Below are 16,771 nucleotides of genomic sequence, written 5' to 3' on the forward strand. Positions count from 1 at the left end.
AAGCATCGAGTGCTTCTGCCTGCGGTCTGGGATACCTATTTCGAGGGAACAGCAGGCATAGGAACAGACGTGGCGCAACGATCGGGCAGTGCTGATCTTCCACTTCACGGCGGACGCGTGCCGAAATGGCTTGGCGACCGCATGACGCGCCTTGGCGCCGTGATGTGCGAGGCAATCATTCATCACTACGGTCGCAACGAGTTGCTGCGCCGGTTGGCGCATCCGTTCTGGTTCCAATCCTTCGGCGCCGTCATGGGCATGGACTGGCACTCGTCCGGTATCACGACCAGCGTCGTCGGCGCCTTGAAACGCGGTCTGACGCCGCTCTCCGGCGAACTGGGCATTCATGTCTGCGGCGGCCGCGGCACGCATTCGCGCAAAATCCCGCATGAACTTGCAATCATCGGCGAACGCGTTGGCTTTGACGGAGCGAGCCTGGCAACCGTCAGCCGGCTTGTCGCCAAGGTGGACAGCGCCGCCGTCCAGGATGGTTTCGACCTCTATCTGCACGGGTTCATCGTCACCGATGACGGCGACTGGGTCGTGGTCCAGCAAGGCATGAACGGCGACAGCAAGGTGGCGCGCCGCTATCATTGGCTGTCCGAAGGTTTGAAGAGTTTCGTCGACCAGCCGCACACCGCCATCGAAGGCGCCAACCAGGGCGAGATCGTTAATCTGACCGACCGGCGCGCCGAAGCTTCGCGCCAGGGACAGTTGGATCTGTTGCAGGACCTTGGGCCGGATCGCATCCTCAAGGAGTTCGCCGCATTGGAGCGCGGCGCGGCACCGGCACCGCAACAGCTGTTGCTGCCGCATCTGATCATGCCAGCTCACCACGATGTGCGCGAAAGCGATGTCATCATGCGTCGGCTGCATGGAAACATGGCGGCCGCTGCCGAACGCGGCCCCGAGGACTTTTCCGAGCTCCTTCTGGTACCAGGTGTCGGTGCGCGCACGGTGCGCGCGCTGGCCCTTGTCGCCGAAGTGGTGCATGGCGCGCCGTGCCGTTTTTCCGATCCCGGCCGGTTCTCGCTGGCACATGGCGGTAAGGACAGGCACCCATTCCCTGTGCCTCTAAAAGTCTATGACGAGACCATCGGGGTGCTGAAGTCCGCCGTGCAGAAGGCGAAACTTGGTCACGAAGAAGAAATCGGCGCCTTGAAGCGGTTGGACGACCAGTCGCGGCAGGTCGAACGATACGTCACCGGCCCCAGCCTGAAGGAAATTGTCGCCGGAGAATTCGACCAGTCGCATCTGCTTGGCGGTCGCAGTGTCTTTGGCTGGGAAGCCGCGCCGGACGAGGTGCCCGCGGAGAAGAGCAGGAAGGCGTGACAAGATCGCGCCTGAGTGAGGCCGGTTTTGCGCTTCACGCGTCCAGATCGATCAAAGCGACGCCGAGCTCGGGACGCTTGCGGCGGCGCAGGTGACCGGGCGCTTCCACCAGGGTGATTTCGAGCGTTGGCCGAACGATGCCGTCAAGCAGATGCCCACCCCGAGTGGTGCCGTCGCTCAATCCGAGCACCACGTGGACGTGCAGGCTGGGCTTGCCATCGTCGCCCAGCGCAACGTCGCCGATCGCGCTCAGGACCTCGCATTGTTCGTCGATCGGGATTTTGCGATAGGTCTTCGCATTCGGATCAAACCAGCCCACGGTCGCTCTTTCGAAAGCCCCGATGGCGGTCAAGGATGCATTGCCGACTTTCTGGTTGACTGCGAAGGCGGTCACCGCGGCGAACGCTTCTTCGCCGGGGTCGAGCACCACGACGAATGTCCTTTGCCCGCTGATCTCGTTGACGAGCTGCGATTTCATGCCGGCACTCCCATCGCGTTGAGCCTTGTCAGTCTGAGTGGCTTCGTCCAGGTCAATGAACTCGATGTTCGGCGTTCCGCTTACGTGTTGCCGCGGCTTTCTTTGCCGAATCCGATCGGCTCGCGGCTGACCGTGACGCGGATGCCCTGCCGCCGCTTTTGCCGCCCTTGTGCGCCGCGGGATGGCCGGTATGTTTGCCGCGCCCGGAGCCGCCTTCTGTCTTACCGCCGCCATCGTCCTTGTTGACGGTCGCCCATGCCCGCCTTTCAGCTTCCTGGTCGGAGACCCCGCGCTTCTCATAGCCTTCCGCAATATGATCGGCTTTGCGTTCCTGCTTGTCGGTGTATTTCGATTTGTCGCCTCGTGGCATGACAGTTCTCCTGTTCTGTAGAGCCTGAACGGAAACCCAGCGAGGGAGTTCCAATCGGAAATTTGAAAAACAACCCGATCCCACGAAACTGCCTCGTCATGGCATGCGGAGATCAAACCCTATCGTTTCGCATAACTGCGGACCGGGCGGGACAGATGCTTTTTGCCATTCCTTGGCCAGAATATGAAACCGGGAAAAACTATCCTGTTCACCATACGGCCGTGTCCGGTTGACGCGGTCCACAGCACTGAGACAATGCGGCTCCAGACGACCGTTCCGGCGAGCTCCAATGAGGAGTTTCAATTGGAACGCAGCATGCACGCAAGGCGTGGAACTATCGCCCATCGGGCTTGGGTTTTGGAGAACGCAGCAGCAAAGCGAGGGGAACAAACAGGGCGGTCGCGATTGCGCAGTACCGAAAGACGTCGATATAGGCGAGCAATGAGGCCTGGCGCGCGATCAACTGCCCGAGCCAGCCGATCGCCTGCTGCTTCGCTTCGACCATCGGTGAGCCCTGAGCGACGAAATGCTCGGTTACCTGACGCAGCACCTGCTGGTAGCTTGGTGAGGATTGCGCGGTGTGGCCGACAAGATTTGCCTGATGCAGTTGCGCGCTTTGAGCGATCACCGTGTTGGACAGTGACACGCCGATGCTGCCGCCAATGTTGCGGGCAACGTTGATCAGCGCCGAGGCCTGGTTGGTCTGCTGCGGAGCGAGACCGACGTAAGCCGCCGTCGAAATGGGGATGAACAGGAACGGCAGGCCGATCATCAGGAAGATGCGTGCAAAGGCAAAGAAACGGAAGCTGGCGTCCGGGGTGAGCGACGTCATGTGCCACAAGGCGACCACCACAACCGACATGCCCATCATGATCAAATATTTGGGCTGAACGATGCCGGCGGCAAATCCGGAAATCGGCATCAGCATCAGCATGGCGATGCCGCCCGGCATCATCGAGAGGCCCGACAGGGTCGCCGTGTAGTCGAAAGCGGTCTGTTGCAGCTGCGGCATCAACTGCGTGGTGCTGAACAGCACGGCGCCGACCGCCATCATCACCAGGAACGACGTGCCGAACTGACGGCTGAACAGCAGCCGGATGTCGACGATCGGATCGCGGTGGCTGAACTCCCACGGGATAAGCAGCAGGAACGAGATCGCCGAAATCACCGCGAAAGTCGTGATGAAACCCGATGCGAACCAGTCGTTGCGCTGACCTCGGTCAAGGAAGATTTCCAGGCAGCCAAGCGCGGTCGCCACCAGAATAAACCCGACCCAGTCGATCCTGAGGCCGCCTCGCAACCGCTCCTGGCGTTCGCGTTCAAGCACGTCCGGTTCGACGACCAGCCGCTGCACCAAAGCGAGCGACATGATACCGAACGGCACGTTGATGAAGAAAATCCAGTGCCAGGAGAAATGGTCCGTCAGCCAGCCGCCGATGGTCGGCCCGACCGTCGGTGCGACGATGACGGCTATGCCATAGAGGGCAAACGCCTGGGAGCGTTTTTCGGGTGGAAAAGTGTCGGCGAGGATGGATTGTTCGCTTGGCGCCATACCGCCGCCGCCGAGACCTTGCAGGATCCTGAAAAGGATGAGCAATTCCAGATTTGGCGCCAGTCCGCACAGCAGCGAAGCGATGGTGAAGGTCGCCACGCACAGCATGTAGTAGCGCTTACGGCCGATCACGCTGGCCAGCCAGCCGCTGACCGGGATGATCACGGAATTTGCAACCAGATAGGTGGTGATCACCCAGGTGCTTTCGTCCATCCCGGCCGCCAGGCTGCCGGCGATGTTGCGTAGCGCTACGTTGGCGATCGAGGTGTCCAGAACCAGCATGAAGGTCGCGATGGAGACGACGATGGCGATCAGCCAGGGATTGCGCCCACCGGCGGCGGACCGGCTTTCGCTTTGGTCTTTGGCCATCTCGCCACTCATCGTACCTTGACTGTCGGCACCACCGACAGGCCAGGGCCTAGCAGCACGCCGGGCGGTCTGTCGAAGACGATCTTCACCGGCACACGCTGCACCACCTTGACGAAGTTGCCGGTGGCATTCTCGGCCGGCAGCAGGCTGAAGGCGGTGCCACTGCCCGCCTGGATGCTGTCGACGCGGCCATGGAAGGATCTTTCCGGATAGGCGTCGATGTCGATATCGACCGGCTGTCCCGGCCGCATCAGATCGAGCTGTGTTTCCTTGAAGTTGGCCTTCACCCAGACCTCGTCGGGAACAAACATCATCAGCACCTGGCCGGGTTGGGCATAGGAACCGTTGGCAACCGAGATGCTCGTTGCTCGTCCGGAAACCGGTGCGGTGATGGTGGTGCGCGACAGCGTGGTGCGCGCCTGGTCCTGGCTCGCCTTGGCCTGATCGAGTTTGGCTTCGGCGCTCTTGATCTGTGCCTGCAAGACAACGACCTGGCTCTTGGCGGCAGTCACGTTGGCCTCAGCGCTATCGAGAGCAGCCTGATCCTGACGCAGCGTCGACGCTGCCTGCTGAGCCTGCTGTTGGGTGGCCGTGCCCTTGGCCAGAAGTTCACGGTTGCGTTTGTCCTCGGCCTTGGCGAAATCGAGTGCCGCCTGGGCTTGCGCCATCTGCTTCCGGGCTGCATCGATCTTTGCGTTTTGGGCTTCAATCCGAGCCCCGATCTCGACAATGTCGGCTTGCGCCGAGATCACGCCGGCATCGGCCTGTTTGAGGCTGGCCTGATAGTCGCTGTCATCGATGCGCAACAGGACGTCGCCCGCCTTGACGAGTTGGTTGTCGGTCACCGCGAGGTCGGTGATACGTCCCGATATTTCGGCGCCGATGGTTATGGTGCGGGCGTCGATGAAGGCATCGTCGGTCGATTCATATTGGCGGGCATTCAGCCACCACATGATCAGTTCCACGGCGGCCAGCGACACCACGATCAGGATTGCAATGGACATGTAAGGGTGTCGCCGGGGGAAGCTCAGGAGGCTGGGCTTTTGATCATCCGCTTCCTTGTCCCGCGCTTCGCGCTCCGGGGTGTCGGGCTGCGCCGCATCGCCCTTGCGTTTTGCCGACGCTTCCGATCTGGCCTTGCTCGAAGCGCCGCGCGGATCTCTGGTTTTGTCTGGTTCTTTGGTTTCGGTTTTCGCGTCCACGGGAGAACTCTCAAGCAAAGGCGCCGACGGCTTTTTTCGGGTCAACGGCAGCTGTTCACAAAAGTTCCTGACGAACAGGTTAGCGAGACAGTTCGCATTTTTCGGGGATTGCAGCCGAAGCCATTCAGCCGACAGCGAATCTGACCACCGCAATGAGGATCACAATACCGACGAGGCCTGCGACGAAGATGATACGGCGTGTGCGGGTTCGCAGGATGATCTCGCCTTGCCGCGCCTGCTCAGCCGAAAAGACAGGGCCTTCATCACCATTTCGATCGCTGCGTCGATCGCCCCGATCACTGCTCATGATCGTCTCCTTCCTTGGAGCCTGTCGAGGACAACCACCGCCCTGCGGCTGAAGTTCCGCATGACCGCGCTGCAAAAGAAGCGATCACAGCGATGTGAGGAGGGAACTTTGTTTCCCGCGAACAGTTTGGTCCGCTTGAGACCCCAGCCAGCCGGAAGCCAGCCATGTCTAATTCCACAAGTCCCAGCGGCCTGAGCAGACGCTCGTTCATGACGGGCTCTGTTTCGGCGGCAGCGGCAATGCCGCTCGTAGCCACGTCCACAAAAGCGGCCGAGCCGCCGACCGCCAAAGCGGCCGGGCCGCGCGATCTGTCGACGATCTCGATGCGGATCAACAAGCAGGCCTACACTCTCGCGCTCGACAATCGCACGAGCCTGCTCGACGCACTGCGTGATCATGTTGGCCTGACCGGCACCAAGAAAGGTTGCGACCACGGTCAGTGCGGTGCCTGCACCGTTCTTGTCGATGGGAAGCGGGTGCTCTCCTGCCTGAGCTTCGCCGTCATGAACCAAGGCCGCGAGGTCACGACCGTGGAAGGCCTGGCTTCAGCTGAAGGAGAGCTGCATCCGGTGCAGCAGGCCTTTGTCGACCATGATGCCTTTCAATGCGGCTACTGCACGCCGGGCCAGATCATGTCCGCCATCGGCTGCATCGACGAAGGCCATGCCGGGTCGGACAATGACATCCGCGAGCACATGAGCGGCAATCTGTGCCGGTGTGCTGCCTACCCCAACATCGTCGCGGCGATCATCCAGGCACGCGACGAGATCAGGAGGGCCTAGGATGCGTCCTTTCGTCTATGAAAGACCAACGAGCGTTTCGGTGGCGATCGCCATGGCGTCCCACCTCGACGCCAGGCATGTTGCGCCAACACAGGCCAACACCCAGTTCATCGCCGGCGGCACCAATCTGGCCGACTACATGAAGCTTGGCGTCGCGCAGCCTGAACGATTGCTCGATCTCAACAATCTTGCCGAGCCTGCCCTGCGGCGGATCAGGGTAAGCGATGACACCATCCGGTTCGGGGCGCTGGTCCGGATGGGCGAAGCAGCTGACAACAATGACGTCAGGCGCCGCTGCCCGCTCCTTGCCGATAGCCTGAAATTCGCCGCCAGCGGTCAGCTTCGCAACATGGCGAGCCTTGCCGGCAACGTGCTGCAGCGAACGCGATGCGAGTATTTTCGCGAAACCTCCTGGCCGTGCAACAAGCGTGAGCCCGGTTCCGGCTGTGCGGCGATGGAAGGGTTCAACCGCCAGCATGCCGTGCTCGGCACCAGCGATGCCTGCATCGCTACCTATCACGGCGATTTCGCGCAGGCCCTGATTGCGCTGGATGCGGTCGTCGAGGTGGAGGGACGCCATGGTCCGCGCAAGATCCCGTTCGCCAGACTGCATCGGCTTCCCGGCGAGACGCCCGACATCGAGACGGATCTGGCCGCCGATGAAGTCATCGTCGCCATCGATGTTCCGCTCGGCGCATGGAGCCGTCGTTCGCACTACCTGAAGATACGCGATCGCGAATCCTATGCGTTCGCGTTGGCCTCGGCGGCGGTCGCGCTGGACATGGATGGAGACACTGTCAGGCAAGCGCGCATAGCGCTGGGCGGGGTCGCAACCGTACCATGGCGTGCGAGGGCGGCGGAGGATGCGCTTCAAGGCAAGGTGCTGGAAGAGGATGTGGCCGAAGAGGCTGCCGACGCTGCTTTTGCCGATGCCAAACCGCGCGAACACAACGCGTTCAAGGTCCCGCTCGGAAAGCGCACGCTGGTGCGAGCGCTGCTCGAAACACGCGACATGAAGGTCTGAGCCATGAATCAAGCCGCGCCAGTTCCAAAAGAAAACCAAGGCGAACCGGTTGTCCGCATCGACGGCAGATTGAAAGTTACCGGGCAGGCCAGCTATCCGGCCGACATCGCCACAGCCAACGTCGCTTATGGTGCTCTTGCCACCAGCAGCATCGCTCGGGGCAAGGTTTCCAGACTCCATACCGATGAAGCCAGGGCCGTGCCCGGAGTGCTGGACATCATGACCTACGGCGACATGGATAAGACCGACACGCCGAAATTTGGCAACACTGGCGCGAGCTCCATCGCACCCCTGCACGACAAGACAATTTTCCACGACGGCCAGATCATCGCGATGGTTGTCGCCGAGACATTCGAGGCGGCGGAGGAGGCGGCGATGTTGATCCGCGCCGATTACGAAGACGAACCGCCCAGCGCCAGCTTCGATTCCAAAGGCGCGATGGTGGAACCGGCGGCCGGTAAGAGCCCGATGTTGAAGGAGGATGTCAAAGCCGGCGACTTCGACACTGCCTATGCATCCGCCGCCGTCAAGATCGACCAGAAATACTCGACGCCGACCCAACATCACAATCCGATCGAACTGTTTTCGACCACGGCGATGTGGCAAGGCGATCAACTCACCATCCATGAACCAAGCCAGAATGTCACCGGCTGGAAAATCGAACTCGCCCGGCAGTTGAAGATCGATCCTGCCAATGTGCGGATTGTCAGCCCTTATGTCGGTGGCGCCTTCGGCTCCAAGGGGCCGATGACGACTCGCACGGCAATTGTCGCGGTTGCGGCGCAGCGTGTTGGACGGCCGGTACGCTGCGTCGTCAGCCGCATGCAGGCCTTCAACACCCAGACCTATCGCGCCGAGACTCGGCATCGAATCCGCATAGGCGCCGGCAAGGACGGCCGCATCACGGCGTTCGGACATGAGGGCTGGGAGGTGACATCACGCCCTGACTCTTATGTCGTCGGCGGCACGTCGGCCACCGGCCGCATGTACAACTATGGTTCGGTGCTCACTCATGTTTCGCTCGTCCATGCCGATCGCAACACACCGGGCTACATGCGCTCGCCGCCCGAGACGCCCTATGTCTACGCGCTCGAGAACGCCATGGACGAAATGGCCGTGGCGCTCGGGATGGATCCTGTCGAGTTTCGGCGTATCAACGAGCCTGAAAAGGAGCCGATCGGCGGCAAGCCATTCTCCAGCCGGTCGCTGGTCAAATGCTACGACCAGGCTGCGCAAGCCTTCGGCTGGTCGAAGCGCGATGCCACGGTTGGGTCGATGCGTGATGGCGACTGGCTGGTCGGCATGGGTTGCGCGACCGCCATCTATCCAACGGCCAGCGCGCCATGCGCGGCCCGTGTTCGCCTGACCGCCGATGGCCAGGTTCGCGTTCAGTGCGGCTCGCATGAGATTGGCACCGGTGTGCGCACCGTGGCAGGCCAGATGGCGGCCGAGCGTCTAGGGATAGGGATTGACAAGGTCAGCGTCGAGATGGGCGACAGTGCACTGCCGCCGGCGCCGGTCTCGGGCGGCTCGATTTCGACTGCGAGCGTCTGCTCCGCGGTTCTGAAGGCCTGTGACGCGGTGCGCGGAAAACTTTTCGCGGCTGCCGTTGCTGGAGACGGGCCATTGGCTGGTTCCGGCAATGCCAGACTGGAAATGGAACAAGAGAAGATCGTGGCTAGCGGCGGCAAATCCGCCAAGCTGTCGGATGTCTTCAAGGCGATGCAGGTCGGTGCGATAGAGGAATACGCCGAGTTTGCGCCAAAGGGTTCGACGCCGGAAGCGCTGAAGAAACTCTATGCCGGGCAGGCGGAATTCCACGGCGGCGATCAGGACGAGGATTCGGTGAAATATGCCTTTGGCGCCGAATTCGTCGAAGTCCGCATCAACAGTTACACACGCGAAATCCGGGTGCCGCGCATCGTCGGCGCCTTTGCCGCCGGGCGGATCATGAACACCCGCACCGCGCGCAGCCAACTGATGGGCGGCATGATCTGGGGTATTGGCCAGGCCCTTCACGAGGCGACGGAAATCGACCGGCGCAACGCCCGCTATGTCAATCGTGACCTGCAGGATTATCTGGTGCCGGTCAACGCGGACATCAAACAGGTCGACGTCATCCTCGTCCCGGAGGTCGATCCGGACGTCAACCCGGCCGGCGTCAAAGGATTGGGGGAACTTGGCAATGTCGGGACGGCGGCCGCTGTCGCGAGCGCCGTGTATCATGCCACTGGCAAGCGCATTCGAGATCTGCCGATCAGAATAGACGATTTGATCGTCTGACGATCAGGGGGCGCGACGGCGCCGAACGGGAACATGGAACTCGTAACCCATAAGAAGTTCAAAAACGGCCGGTTGATGCCGTGGGGAAAAGGCACGGTCGTTACCGGAGCAAGGGGATTTGTCTACCTCTGCGGAAACACGGCAACTGCCGACGATTACGACCCAGCCGGCAAAAGGGGAGGTGGCTTCGCTGGCGATGCGGCGGCACAGTGGCGCGCAATTCTGACGAACATCAAATCAGATCTGGAGGAACTTGGTAGCGCGCTCGACTATCTTATCCGGCTGACCTTCTTCATCAAGGGGCCATTTCCCGATGGCGGCGTTCTGAGCTCTCCCAATTTTCGCCTCGACGTGCTGGACCAGTTCTTTGCCGAGCATTGCCCGAAGCACTGTAGCTACAACAACCCGCCGCCCTCGGAGGTGATCGGGGTTGCGGCGCTTGCGCAAGCCGACATCGTTGTTGAAATTGTCGCGGTCGCCGCGCTGCCTGACTGAGTAGGGTTTCCGCGTGGAGAAGCAATGGCGCCGGCCTGGTCGTTCCGCCTCATTCCGGCGCCGTGGCGGGTGCCGTATATCGCCGCCGAACCGCGTCGAGCACTCGCTTGCGGCTTTCCTCGGCTGAAAGCGTTTCGTCCTTTTCCGCCTCGGCCGTTTCGCGTGCCAGGTCCTTGTCCCTGATCTGATGGCGGAACCAATCGGAATAGTCGCCGGCGCGCAGGTGAAACTCCCAGGTCTTGTCGTCTATGCCTTCAGCCATCTGGGCGAAGATCATCAGATTGTGGGCCCTGAGATTCATCGCATCGTCGGGACCGTGGAAATAGAAGCTGCCCGCCTCATCGAGTTGCCCCTCGGCATATTTGCGGCTGTGCCGCTTCAGCGACTGGCGTGGCTCGATCACCTTGACCATGGCGAGTTTCTTGCGTTTCTGCGGCCGCCAGAACAACACGCGCTCGCCCTTGGGCGAGGAGATCTCCTTAGGCGGCGCGATGCCGGTCTCTTTGCAGAAGACCTTCACGACGTCCTTCGCCTTGGGGCCAAGCGCAATGATGGCCGTCACCAGGCGCAAGGCGTCGGTCGAGATCGCTTCCGGGTGAACGGTGATCAAGATCGTGCCCGGCAATTCCAATGACAGGATCGCCCGCGTATCGTCGCGCCGCTTGGGCAGGAGATGGTGTGCTTCGTCGATGACGAGCCAATGCGGTCTCGCGGTGCGACGGCGGAAACTGCCGAGGCCAGGCAGCAGGTCGGCAAAGAAATCCGGCCGCTCATTGACGCGCAGGGCCAGCCCATTGACGACGATATTGCTGTCGGCCTTGGCGATCAGATCCAGCACTTGAGCCTTTGTCGGCGCGCTGGAGCCGTCCCCCAGCCGAACCGCGCCTTCGAGACCGTCATAGTCGCCCTCGGGATCGAAGACGCAGAATTGAAACCCACTCTCGACGAAGCGTTCCGTCAGCGCGGTGGCCAAGGTGGATTTGCCGATGCCCGAACTGCCGGCGATGAGGACAGTATCGGTCGGCGACAAATAAATCTCGTCGCCGCCGGCGGATCCGAGAACGATGCCGTCATGGCGCCTCGGCACGATCTCATGATCGCGCTTGATCAGTCTGTCGACCAGTTCCTCCACGCCTTTCCCACGGGCGCCACGCATGACCAGATCGGCTGTGGTCTTGACCGCGGGAATTGCATTGTCGACGGCGACGCTGCAGCCACATGCCTGTAGGAAGGCATGGTCGTTCTCGGCGTCGCCGACACCCACCACATTGTGCGTCGAAAGCCGAAGATCCTGAAGTGCCGCGGTCAGTCCGGTGGCTTTGTTGATGCCGCTCGGCAGGATCATCACCGCGCCCTTGTTGAAGATGATTTCCAGTTCCAGTCCCAGTTTCTTGATGACCTCGAGCACGGTGGCCTGGTGGGGCTCCCAGGTCGCGACGATCGATCGCCCGACCGAAAGCGGCTTGACGCCGCACCTCTTCAGCCTGGCGACGAATTTGGGTTCCGGCGATGGCGAAATCACCCGTTCTTCCTCGCTGGCCGGGGTGTAGATCAGCGCTCCATTCTCGGCGACGACCTTGTCGAACAGGCCGATTTCGGGAAAGACGCGCTTCAAATCGGGCAGTTCGCGCCCGGTGACGAGAACCAGCTTGCGGCCGCTCTTCTTGAACCGCTCAAGGGCAGCCAGCGTTTTCGTAGCGACGATCCCGTCATGAGCCAGCGTGCCGTCATAGTCCGTCGCCAACGCAATGAAATACATTCTCGACCTTTCACGGTTCCGGTTTGCATTCCGGTTAGAACGTGTGATCGAGACAAAGGCTCCCATCGGAATTGAATCGCGGCGTTTCGAAAAAGGAGCAACGGTTTCGCCCCGGAGACCAGGAACTCCTCCGGTACCGGCACGTTGACCAGCAAGCCGGGACCAGTTTCCGGCGTTCGCGGGCGGCGGGCAAAGCCGCCGCCGAAATCAACCTTGAGAACAATGAAAGGTAAGGCCATGGGCTTCTTTTCGAAGGACATCAAGACACTCGACGATCTCTTCGTGCACACGCTGCGCGACATCTACTACGCAGAAAGGCAGATCGAGAAAGCGCTGCCGAAGATGATCGACAAGGCAACCGACCCGCAATTGAAAGCCGGATTCGAAAAACATCTCGACCAGACCAGGGGCCATATCGAGCGCGTAGAGCAGGTGTTCGAGTTGCATGGCGTCAAGGCCAAGGAGGTCAACTGCCCGGCGATCGACGGCATTCTCGAGGAAGCCGACGACGTAAGCGGCGACGTCGACGACAAGGAGGTTCTCGACGCGGCGCTAATAGCCTCGGCGCAGGCAGTCGAGCACTACGAGATGACACGCTATGGCACGCTCATCGCCTGGGCCAAGCAGCTTGGCCGCGGCGACTGCGCCAACGTCCTGGCCAAGAACCTGAAGGAAGAACAGGCGACCGATCGCAAGCTCACCGAAATGGCGGAAAGCAAGATCAACCTGCAGGCAGCCGAATGAGCTTACTCAGGTCGACCGGCCCGTGCACTTGGCCGGTCGACCGACGCTGGTAGCTGCGCCCCAGGGTATCCCGACCGGGCGGGCCGTTTTTATCTGGGACAGCGCCGCATTACTCAAGGTCGTGCTGCCTTTCGGCTGGGCGCGCCGGAGCCCCACAAGGCGCGCCCGAGCAAGTTCCGTCCGCCCTTGCGCGGGACAAGATCAATGTCGCTGACAAGCTTTGCCCCGCCTTCGCGCCGCTCCAATGTGACCTTGCGGCTATGGAAGGCCTCCAGCTCGGCGCGATGCGCCACGCTGATGATGGTGACATCGGGCAATTCGTGGATCACCGTCTCCATCATCTTGTCCTGGCTCTTCTCGTCGAGCGCCGAGGTTGCTTCATCCAGCACGACGATATCGGGCGTGTGCAGCAGCAGACGCGCGAAGGCGAGGCGTTGCTTTTCGCCGCCCGACAGCGTCTGGTCCCATGGCGCTTCTTCCTTGATCCTGTCGGCAAGATAGCCAAGGCCCACTTTGTCGAGGGCAGCCTTGATCTGTTTGATTGTCCACTTATCGGCCGCCGCGGGATAGGCGACCGCGCGGCGAAGGGTGCCCGAGGGGATGTAGGGACGTTGCGGCAACATGAACAGTCGCCTGCCGGCGTGGAAATTGACGCTGCCGCCGCCCCACGGCCACAGGCCTGCGACCGCCCGCACCAGCGTCGACTTGCCCGACCCGGATTCGCCGGCCACCAGCACCCGCTCACCCGGTTCGATCGCGACCTCGGTCTCCTTGACCACGGCGGTGCCGTCGTCGAGTGTCACGGAAAGATTGTCGAGGCTGAGTATCGCACCGTCATTGGTTTCGCCGTGCTGGATGCGTCCGAGCGCATCGCTCTGTTCCGCGCGCTCGAGCCCGTCGAGCGACATCATCAGCGAGGCGATGCGCCGGGCACAGGCGTTCCAGTCGGCGAGACGGGGATAGTTGTCGACCAGCCATCCGAACGCGCCCTGCACGATGCCAAAGGCGGACGCTGCCTGCATCACCTCGCCAAGCGTCATCGAGCCTTCGAGGAATTTTGGCGCGCATAGCAGGATCGGCACGACCGGCGCAAACAGGCTCGATCCCTGCGACACCGCCGCCGTGCGCATGTGCTGGCCGGTCAGCAGCGCCCATTGCCTGAGCACATGACCGAAATTCCTGTCGATGCCGCTGCGCTCCTCCTCCTCGCCGCCGAGCAAGGCGATGCTCTCGCCGTTTTCGCGCACGCGCGTCAGCGTGTAGCGCAGTTCGGCCTCCGCCTGGTTCTTCCGCTCGGACAGCTGGACGAAGTTGCGGCCGATGACCACCATCGAGGTGGAGGTGATGGCGGCATAGATCATGGCGGTGATGACCAGGAAGCCGGGAATGGTGATGCTCTCGCCGCCGATCGGCAGGGTGAGCGCGCCGCCGATGGTCCACAGCACGACGATGAAGGTCGAGGCCGACAGGAACGCGTTGAGGACGCCGGCGATGAAATCGACCGGGGATTCGGTGGCGATGCGCAGATCCTCGGTCATGCGGGCCTCTGGGTTCTGGTGGTCGCCGCCGACGAGGTTCAGCTGGTAGTAGCGGCCGTTGGCCAGCCAGCGCGCAATGACCGCGGTGGTCAGCCAGGAACGCCAACGGCGCTGGATCGTCATGCGCAGGTAGACCTGCGCGACGACAAGGCTGCCGCTGCAGATCACCAGGGGCACGAATATGGCGCTGAGGAAATAAACGCTGCGGGCGTTGCGCTGCTCAAGGGCATCGAACATCGAGCGGTTCCAGACATTGATGCCGTACTGGAAGCCGATATTGATGCAGATCAGCAGCAGCACCCCGATGGTGAACGGCCAGGCGAGCCGATCGCCGCCGCGGCCCCAGTAGCCGCGCGCGCTGATCCAGAAACGCCTCAGCAAATAGCGCTTGCGGGCCTGCTCCGCCTCCTCGGGCGTCAGTTCTGGATCGGGTTCGACGACATCCGGCGGCGGCGCCGCCTTGCCGTCGACCTCAGGGACGGCTTGGGCGTCGACCTCGGGCGCGGCCTGCCCGTCGACCTCGGGCGCGGCTTCGACAGCCGATGCCTTTTCCTGGCGCGACTTTCCAGCACCGCGTGGTTTGGCGCCGTCGACCGATTTCAGCTTGGATTTAGCCCCGGACATAACGGCCATAACGGCTTAAAAATCAAAAGGTTTCATGATGTCCGCCGAGATCAGGATGCGAATTGTGCCAAGGCTAATACTCGCAAGAGCCTCGCCTGTAGTCGTCCTCGAATGACCGCCTTTGACCTCTTGCGGGCAACTCGCTACTGAGTGTCGCCACGATCAAACACCAATAGCACTCAAGGCTTCAGGACCAACCCGCCGGCCCCGGGCCACACCAATGATGATGGCTGAGCGGTAGCTATCGGCTGGGTCGCAGGAGGCGCCTTGACCTTCGGAACCTTGTCGAATAGCTAGGGCTTGCGTGCGCGGGTATAGCTCAGTGGTAGAGCAGCAGCCTTCCAAGCTGAATATGCGGGTTCGATTCCCGCTACCCGCTCCAGACACTCATCCCCAGCACCGGCAAGCCGAAACACCGCGCACCAGGCGCGATGGTCGTCCTGTGGGCCTATCACCAGTTCAGTGCAAAGCGGACGCTTTAGGCGCCAGCCGGATCGTCTGAGGTTTCGACTTCTGCCGAGGCAAGACCGGCTGCGGGCCGGCACGTGCGGCAGCTTGCCTATCAGGATTACGTCGGCTGCGCCGAAAAAGATCAGCGTGGAAAAACGTGCGCAAGCACTCGGCGGGGATAAATGGGGCTATGCGACGACGGCCAGCCGGCGCTGACGCTGATCCAGCGACACGATGGTCAGCCCGCTGCCGACAACCAGGAGAATGCCGCAGACCGCCAGCGCGTTGGGGAATTGCCCGAACACCAGCAGGCCTGAAATCACCGCCCAGACGGTGAAGGAATAGTAGAACGGTGCCACGGCGCTGGTCGGTCCGACGCGATAGGCCATGAAGATGAAGAAGTGGCCGAAGATCAGGAAAAAACCAGCACCTGCCATCAGCAGCAAATGGTGCGTCCCGGGCATCACCCAGCGCTCGGAAACCAGATGCGCGGCACCGGCGCCGATCAGCACCACCACGACGGCGGAAATCGCCACGATCATGCCCGGCACCTCGGCCGAGACCCGCCTGCCGGCAAGGTCGCGCGCCGCCGCAAGCGCGGCGTTGCCGAGCGCCAGCAGGGCGTAAACCGAAATGCCTTGCATGGTCGGCTGCGCCACCATCAGCGCGCCGATGAAGCCGAGCCCGATCAGCGCCATGCGCTGGCCACCGATCCGCTCGCCAAACAGGATCGAGGAGCCGACCAGCATCAAGAGCGGCGTGATCTGTCCGAGCGCGGTGGAATCGGCGATCTGCATGTTGGCGAGCGCCACGACATAACAGAGGATCGCCGCCAGCTCGAGCAGGTTCCTGCGCAGCACACGGCCGTCGAAGATCAGCGGGATCTGCTTGCCGTAGCCCAGTGCGAACAACAGCGGAAAGCCCCAGAGCGCTGCCGCGGCACCCCGCAGAAACAGCACTTCGTAGGACGGCAGGCCTGACGTCGCGAGTTTCATCATCGTGTCGTTGACGAGATACGATCCCGTCGAAACGATCATGAACAGCGGGCCACGGATTGAGGGCGGGATGAAGTGCATCCGGTCAGGAGATCAGACCTCGATGACTTCAGCAATGGTCCATGGCCTGGTCATGAATCAGACAGGGGTTGGGCAGGCAAGACAGCATTATCGCGGCTTCCATCGATCGGCTCGTCACCCATTTCATTTTGTCTCGATCCTTCCTATATCAGCGCCACATCCCCGCAATCGGATCGATGGTTCGGACTGGGTGAGACGGCACCCGGCCAAAAGACGCTTGTGTTTTTTGGCCTTTGTCGCTAATCGCCCCGCATTCGACTGAACTGAAGGTCCAGGCCGTCCAAGGAAAGAGACTATGGCAAAAGGTAAATTCGAGCGTAACAAGCCTCACGTGAACATCGGCACGATTGGCCACGTCGACCATGGCAAGACGTCGCTGACGGCGG

Annotated in this window: 15 protein-coding genes and 1 tRNA gene; 9 read left to right on the forward strand and 7 right to left on the reverse strand. The window is 61.8% G+C overall.

Going from position 1 to position 16,771, the window contains the following annotated elements; all coding sequences use genetic code 11:
• The first annotated feature begins 69 nt into the window (after window positions 1-69).
• Complete coding sequence (locus NKH19_RS11280; protein WP_352864612.1) at window positions 70-1,332, forward strand: DUF763 domain-containing protein; 1,263 nt, start codon at window positions 70-72, stop codon at window positions 1,330-1,332.
• 34 nt (window positions 1,333-1,366) lie between these two features.
• Here the strand turns inward: NKH19_RS11280 and NKH19_RS11285 are convergent, their stop codons facing one another.
• The 4 genes from NKH19_RS11285 to NKH19_RS11300 form a co-directional block, all read right to left on the reverse strand.
• On the reverse strand, window positions 1,367-1,810 hold the full coding sequence (locus NKH19_RS11285) for a PPC domain-containing DNA-binding protein (RefSeq protein ID WP_352864614.1): 444 nt from the start codon (window positions 1,808-1,810) through the stop codon (window positions 1,367-1,369).
• Window positions 1,811-1,862: 52 nt separating this feature from the next.
• Entirely contained in the window at window positions 1,863-2,180 is a 318-nt protein-coding gene (locus tag NKH19_RS11290) for a plasmid stabilization protein (protein WP_352864616.1), read from the reverse strand.
• A 334-nt stretch (window positions 2,181-2,514) separates the two neighbouring features.
• Window positions 2,515-4,101 (reverse strand): DHA2 family efflux MFS transporter permease subunit, encoded by a 1,587-nt coding sequence (locus NKH19_RS11295; RefSeq protein ID WP_352982116.1) that lies wholly within the window; start codon window positions 4,099-4,101, stop codon window positions 2,515-2,517.
• Window positions 4,102-4,109: 8 nt separating this feature from the next.
• Window positions 4,110-5,105, reverse strand: a complete 996-nt coding sequence (locus tag NKH19_RS11300; protein ID WP_352864621.1) for an HlyD family secretion protein — start codon at window positions 5,103-5,105, stop codon at window positions 4,110-4,112.
• Window positions 5,106-5,208: 103 nt separating this feature from the next.
• Between NKH19_RS11300 and NKH19_RS11305 the strand changes: the two genes are divergently transcribed.
• Genes NKH19_RS11305 through NKH19_RS11325 form a run of 5 tightly spaced genes read left to right on the forward strand, consistent with a single transcriptional unit; the run spans window position 5,209 to window position 10,194 of the window.
• Window positions 5,209-5,805, forward strand: a complete 597-nt coding sequence (locus NKH19_RS11305; protein WP_352864623.1) for a hypothetical protein — start codon at window positions 5,209-5,211, stop codon at window positions 5,803-5,805.
• A gap of 14 nt (window positions 5,806-5,819) precedes the next feature.
• Entirely contained in the window at window positions 5,820-6,392 is a 573-nt protein-coding gene (locus NKH19_RS11310; RefSeq protein ID WP_352864626.1) for a (2Fe-2S)-binding protein, read from the forward strand.
• A 1-nt stretch (window position 6,393) separates the two neighbouring features.
• The gene (locus NKH19_RS11315) at window positions 6,394-7,416 is read left to right on the forward strand and encodes an FAD binding domain-containing protein (protein WP_352864628.1); all 1,023 of its coding nucleotides are present in this window, start codon (window positions 6,394-6,396) and stop codon (window positions 7,414-7,416) included.
• Between the two features lie 3 nt (window positions 7,417-7,419).
• Complete coding sequence (locus tag NKH19_RS11320) at window positions 7,420-9,699, forward strand: xanthine dehydrogenase family protein molybdopterin-binding subunit (protein WP_352864630.1); 2,280 nt, start codon at window positions 7,420-7,422, stop codon at window positions 9,697-9,699.
• Window positions 9,700-9,732: 33 nt separating this feature from the next.
• On the forward strand, window positions 9,733-10,194 hold the full coding sequence (locus tag NKH19_RS11325) for a RidA family protein (protein WP_352864632.1): 462 nt from the start codon (window positions 9,733-9,735) through the stop codon (window positions 10,192-10,194).
• A 49-nt stretch (window positions 10,195-10,243) separates the two neighbouring features.
• On the opposite strand, the gene NKH19_RS11330 is transcribed toward NKH19_RS11325, so the two are convergent.
• Window positions 10,244-11,953, reverse strand: coding sequence for an HAD family hydrolase (locus NKH19_RS11330; protein WP_352864635.1), 1,710 nt, complete (start codon window positions 11,951-11,953; stop codon window positions 10,244-10,246).
• A gap of 237 nt (window positions 11,954-12,190) precedes the next feature.
• Between NKH19_RS11330 and NKH19_RS11335 the strand changes: the two genes are divergently transcribed.
• Window positions 12,191-12,697, forward strand: a complete 507-nt coding sequence (locus NKH19_RS11335) for a YciE/YciF ferroxidase family protein (protein ID WP_352864638.1) — start codon at window positions 12,191-12,193, stop codon at window positions 12,695-12,697.
• A 113-nt stretch (window positions 12,698-12,810) separates the two neighbouring features.
• Here NKH19_RS11335 and NKH19_RS11340 read toward each other — a convergent pair whose 3' ends face one another.
• On the reverse strand, window positions 12,811-14,859 hold the full coding sequence (locus NKH19_RS11340; protein ID WP_352874088.1) for an ABC transporter ATP-binding protein/permease: 2,049 nt from the start codon (window positions 14,857-14,859) through the stop codon (window positions 12,811-12,813).
• Between the two features lie 308 nt (window positions 14,860-15,167).
• Between NKH19_RS11340 and NKH19_RS11345 the strand changes: the two genes are divergently transcribed.
• Window positions 15,168-15,241, forward strand: a tRNA-Gly gene (locus NKH19_RS11345).
• A 256-nt stretch (window positions 15,242-15,497) separates the two neighbouring features.
• Here the strand turns inward: NKH19_RS11345 and NKH19_RS11350 are convergent.
• Window positions 15,498-16,385 (reverse strand): DMT family transporter, encoded by an 888-nt coding sequence (locus NKH19_RS11350; protein WP_352874090.1) that lies wholly within the window; start codon window positions 16,383-16,385, stop codon window positions 15,498-15,500.
• Between the two features lie 295 nt (window positions 16,386-16,680).
• Between NKH19_RS11350 and NKH19_RS11355 the strand changes: the two genes are divergently transcribed.
• Window positions 16,681-16,771 (forward strand): GTP-binding protein (locus NKH19_RS11355; protein WP_032908143.1); only part of this gene is annotated, 91 nt, incomplete at its 3' end.

This window comes from Mesorhizobium sp. M1338 (assembly GCF_040318045.1).
Lineage (GTDB): Bacteria > Pseudomonadota > Alphaproteobacteria > Rhizobiales > Rhizobiaceae > Mesorhizobium.

Bases quoted from the DNA above. Each gene is read 5' to 3' on its own strand.
- NKH19_RS11320 (WP_352864630.1), top strand. From the start codon at position 7,420: ATGAATCAAGCCGCGCCAGTTCCAAAAGAAAACCAAGGCGAACCGGTT.
- NKH19_RS11335 (WP_352864638.1), top strand. From the start codon at position 12,191: ATGGGCTTCTTTTCGAAGGACATCAAGACACTCGACGATCTCTTCGTG.
- NKH19_RS11350 (WP_352874090.1), bottom strand. From the start codon at position 16,385: ATGCACTTCATCCCGCCCTCAATCCGTGGCCCGCTGTTCATGATCGTT.
- NKH19_RS11290 (WP_352864616.1), bottom strand. From the start codon at position 2,180: ATGCCACGAGGCGACAAATCGAAATACACCGACAAGCAGGAACGCAAA.
- NKH19_RS11285 (WP_352864614.1), bottom strand. From the start codon at position 1,810: ATGAAATCGCAGCTCGTCAACGAGATCAGCGGGCAAAGGACATTCGTC.
- NKH19_RS11315 (WP_352864628.1), top strand. From the start codon at position 6,394: ATGCGTCCTTTCGTCTATGAAAGACCAACGAGCGTTTCGGTGGCGATC.
- NKH19_RS11310 (WP_352864626.1), top strand. From the start codon at position 5,820: ATGACGGGCTCTGTTTCGGCGGCAGCGGCAATGCCGCTCGTAGCCACG.
- NKH19_RS11300 (WP_352864621.1), bottom strand. From the start codon at position 5,105: ATGTCCATTGCAATCCTGATCGTGGTGTCGCTGGCCGCCGTGGAACTG.
- NKH19_RS11295 (WP_352982116.1), bottom strand. From the start codon at position 4,101: ATGGCCAAAGACCAAAGCGAAAGCCGGTCCGCCGCCGGTGGGCGCAAT.
- NKH19_RS11325 (WP_352864632.1), top strand. From the start codon at position 9,733: ATGGAACTCGTAACCCATAAGAAGTTCAAAAACGGCCGGTTGATGCCG.
- NKH19_RS11340 (WP_352874088.1), bottom strand. From the start codon at position 14,859: ATGTCCGGGGCTAAATCCAAGCTGAAATCGGTCGACGGCGCCAAACCA.
- NKH19_RS11330 (WP_352864635.1), bottom strand. From the start codon at position 11,953: ATGTATTTCATTGCGTTGGCGACGGACTATGACGGCACGCTGGCTCAT.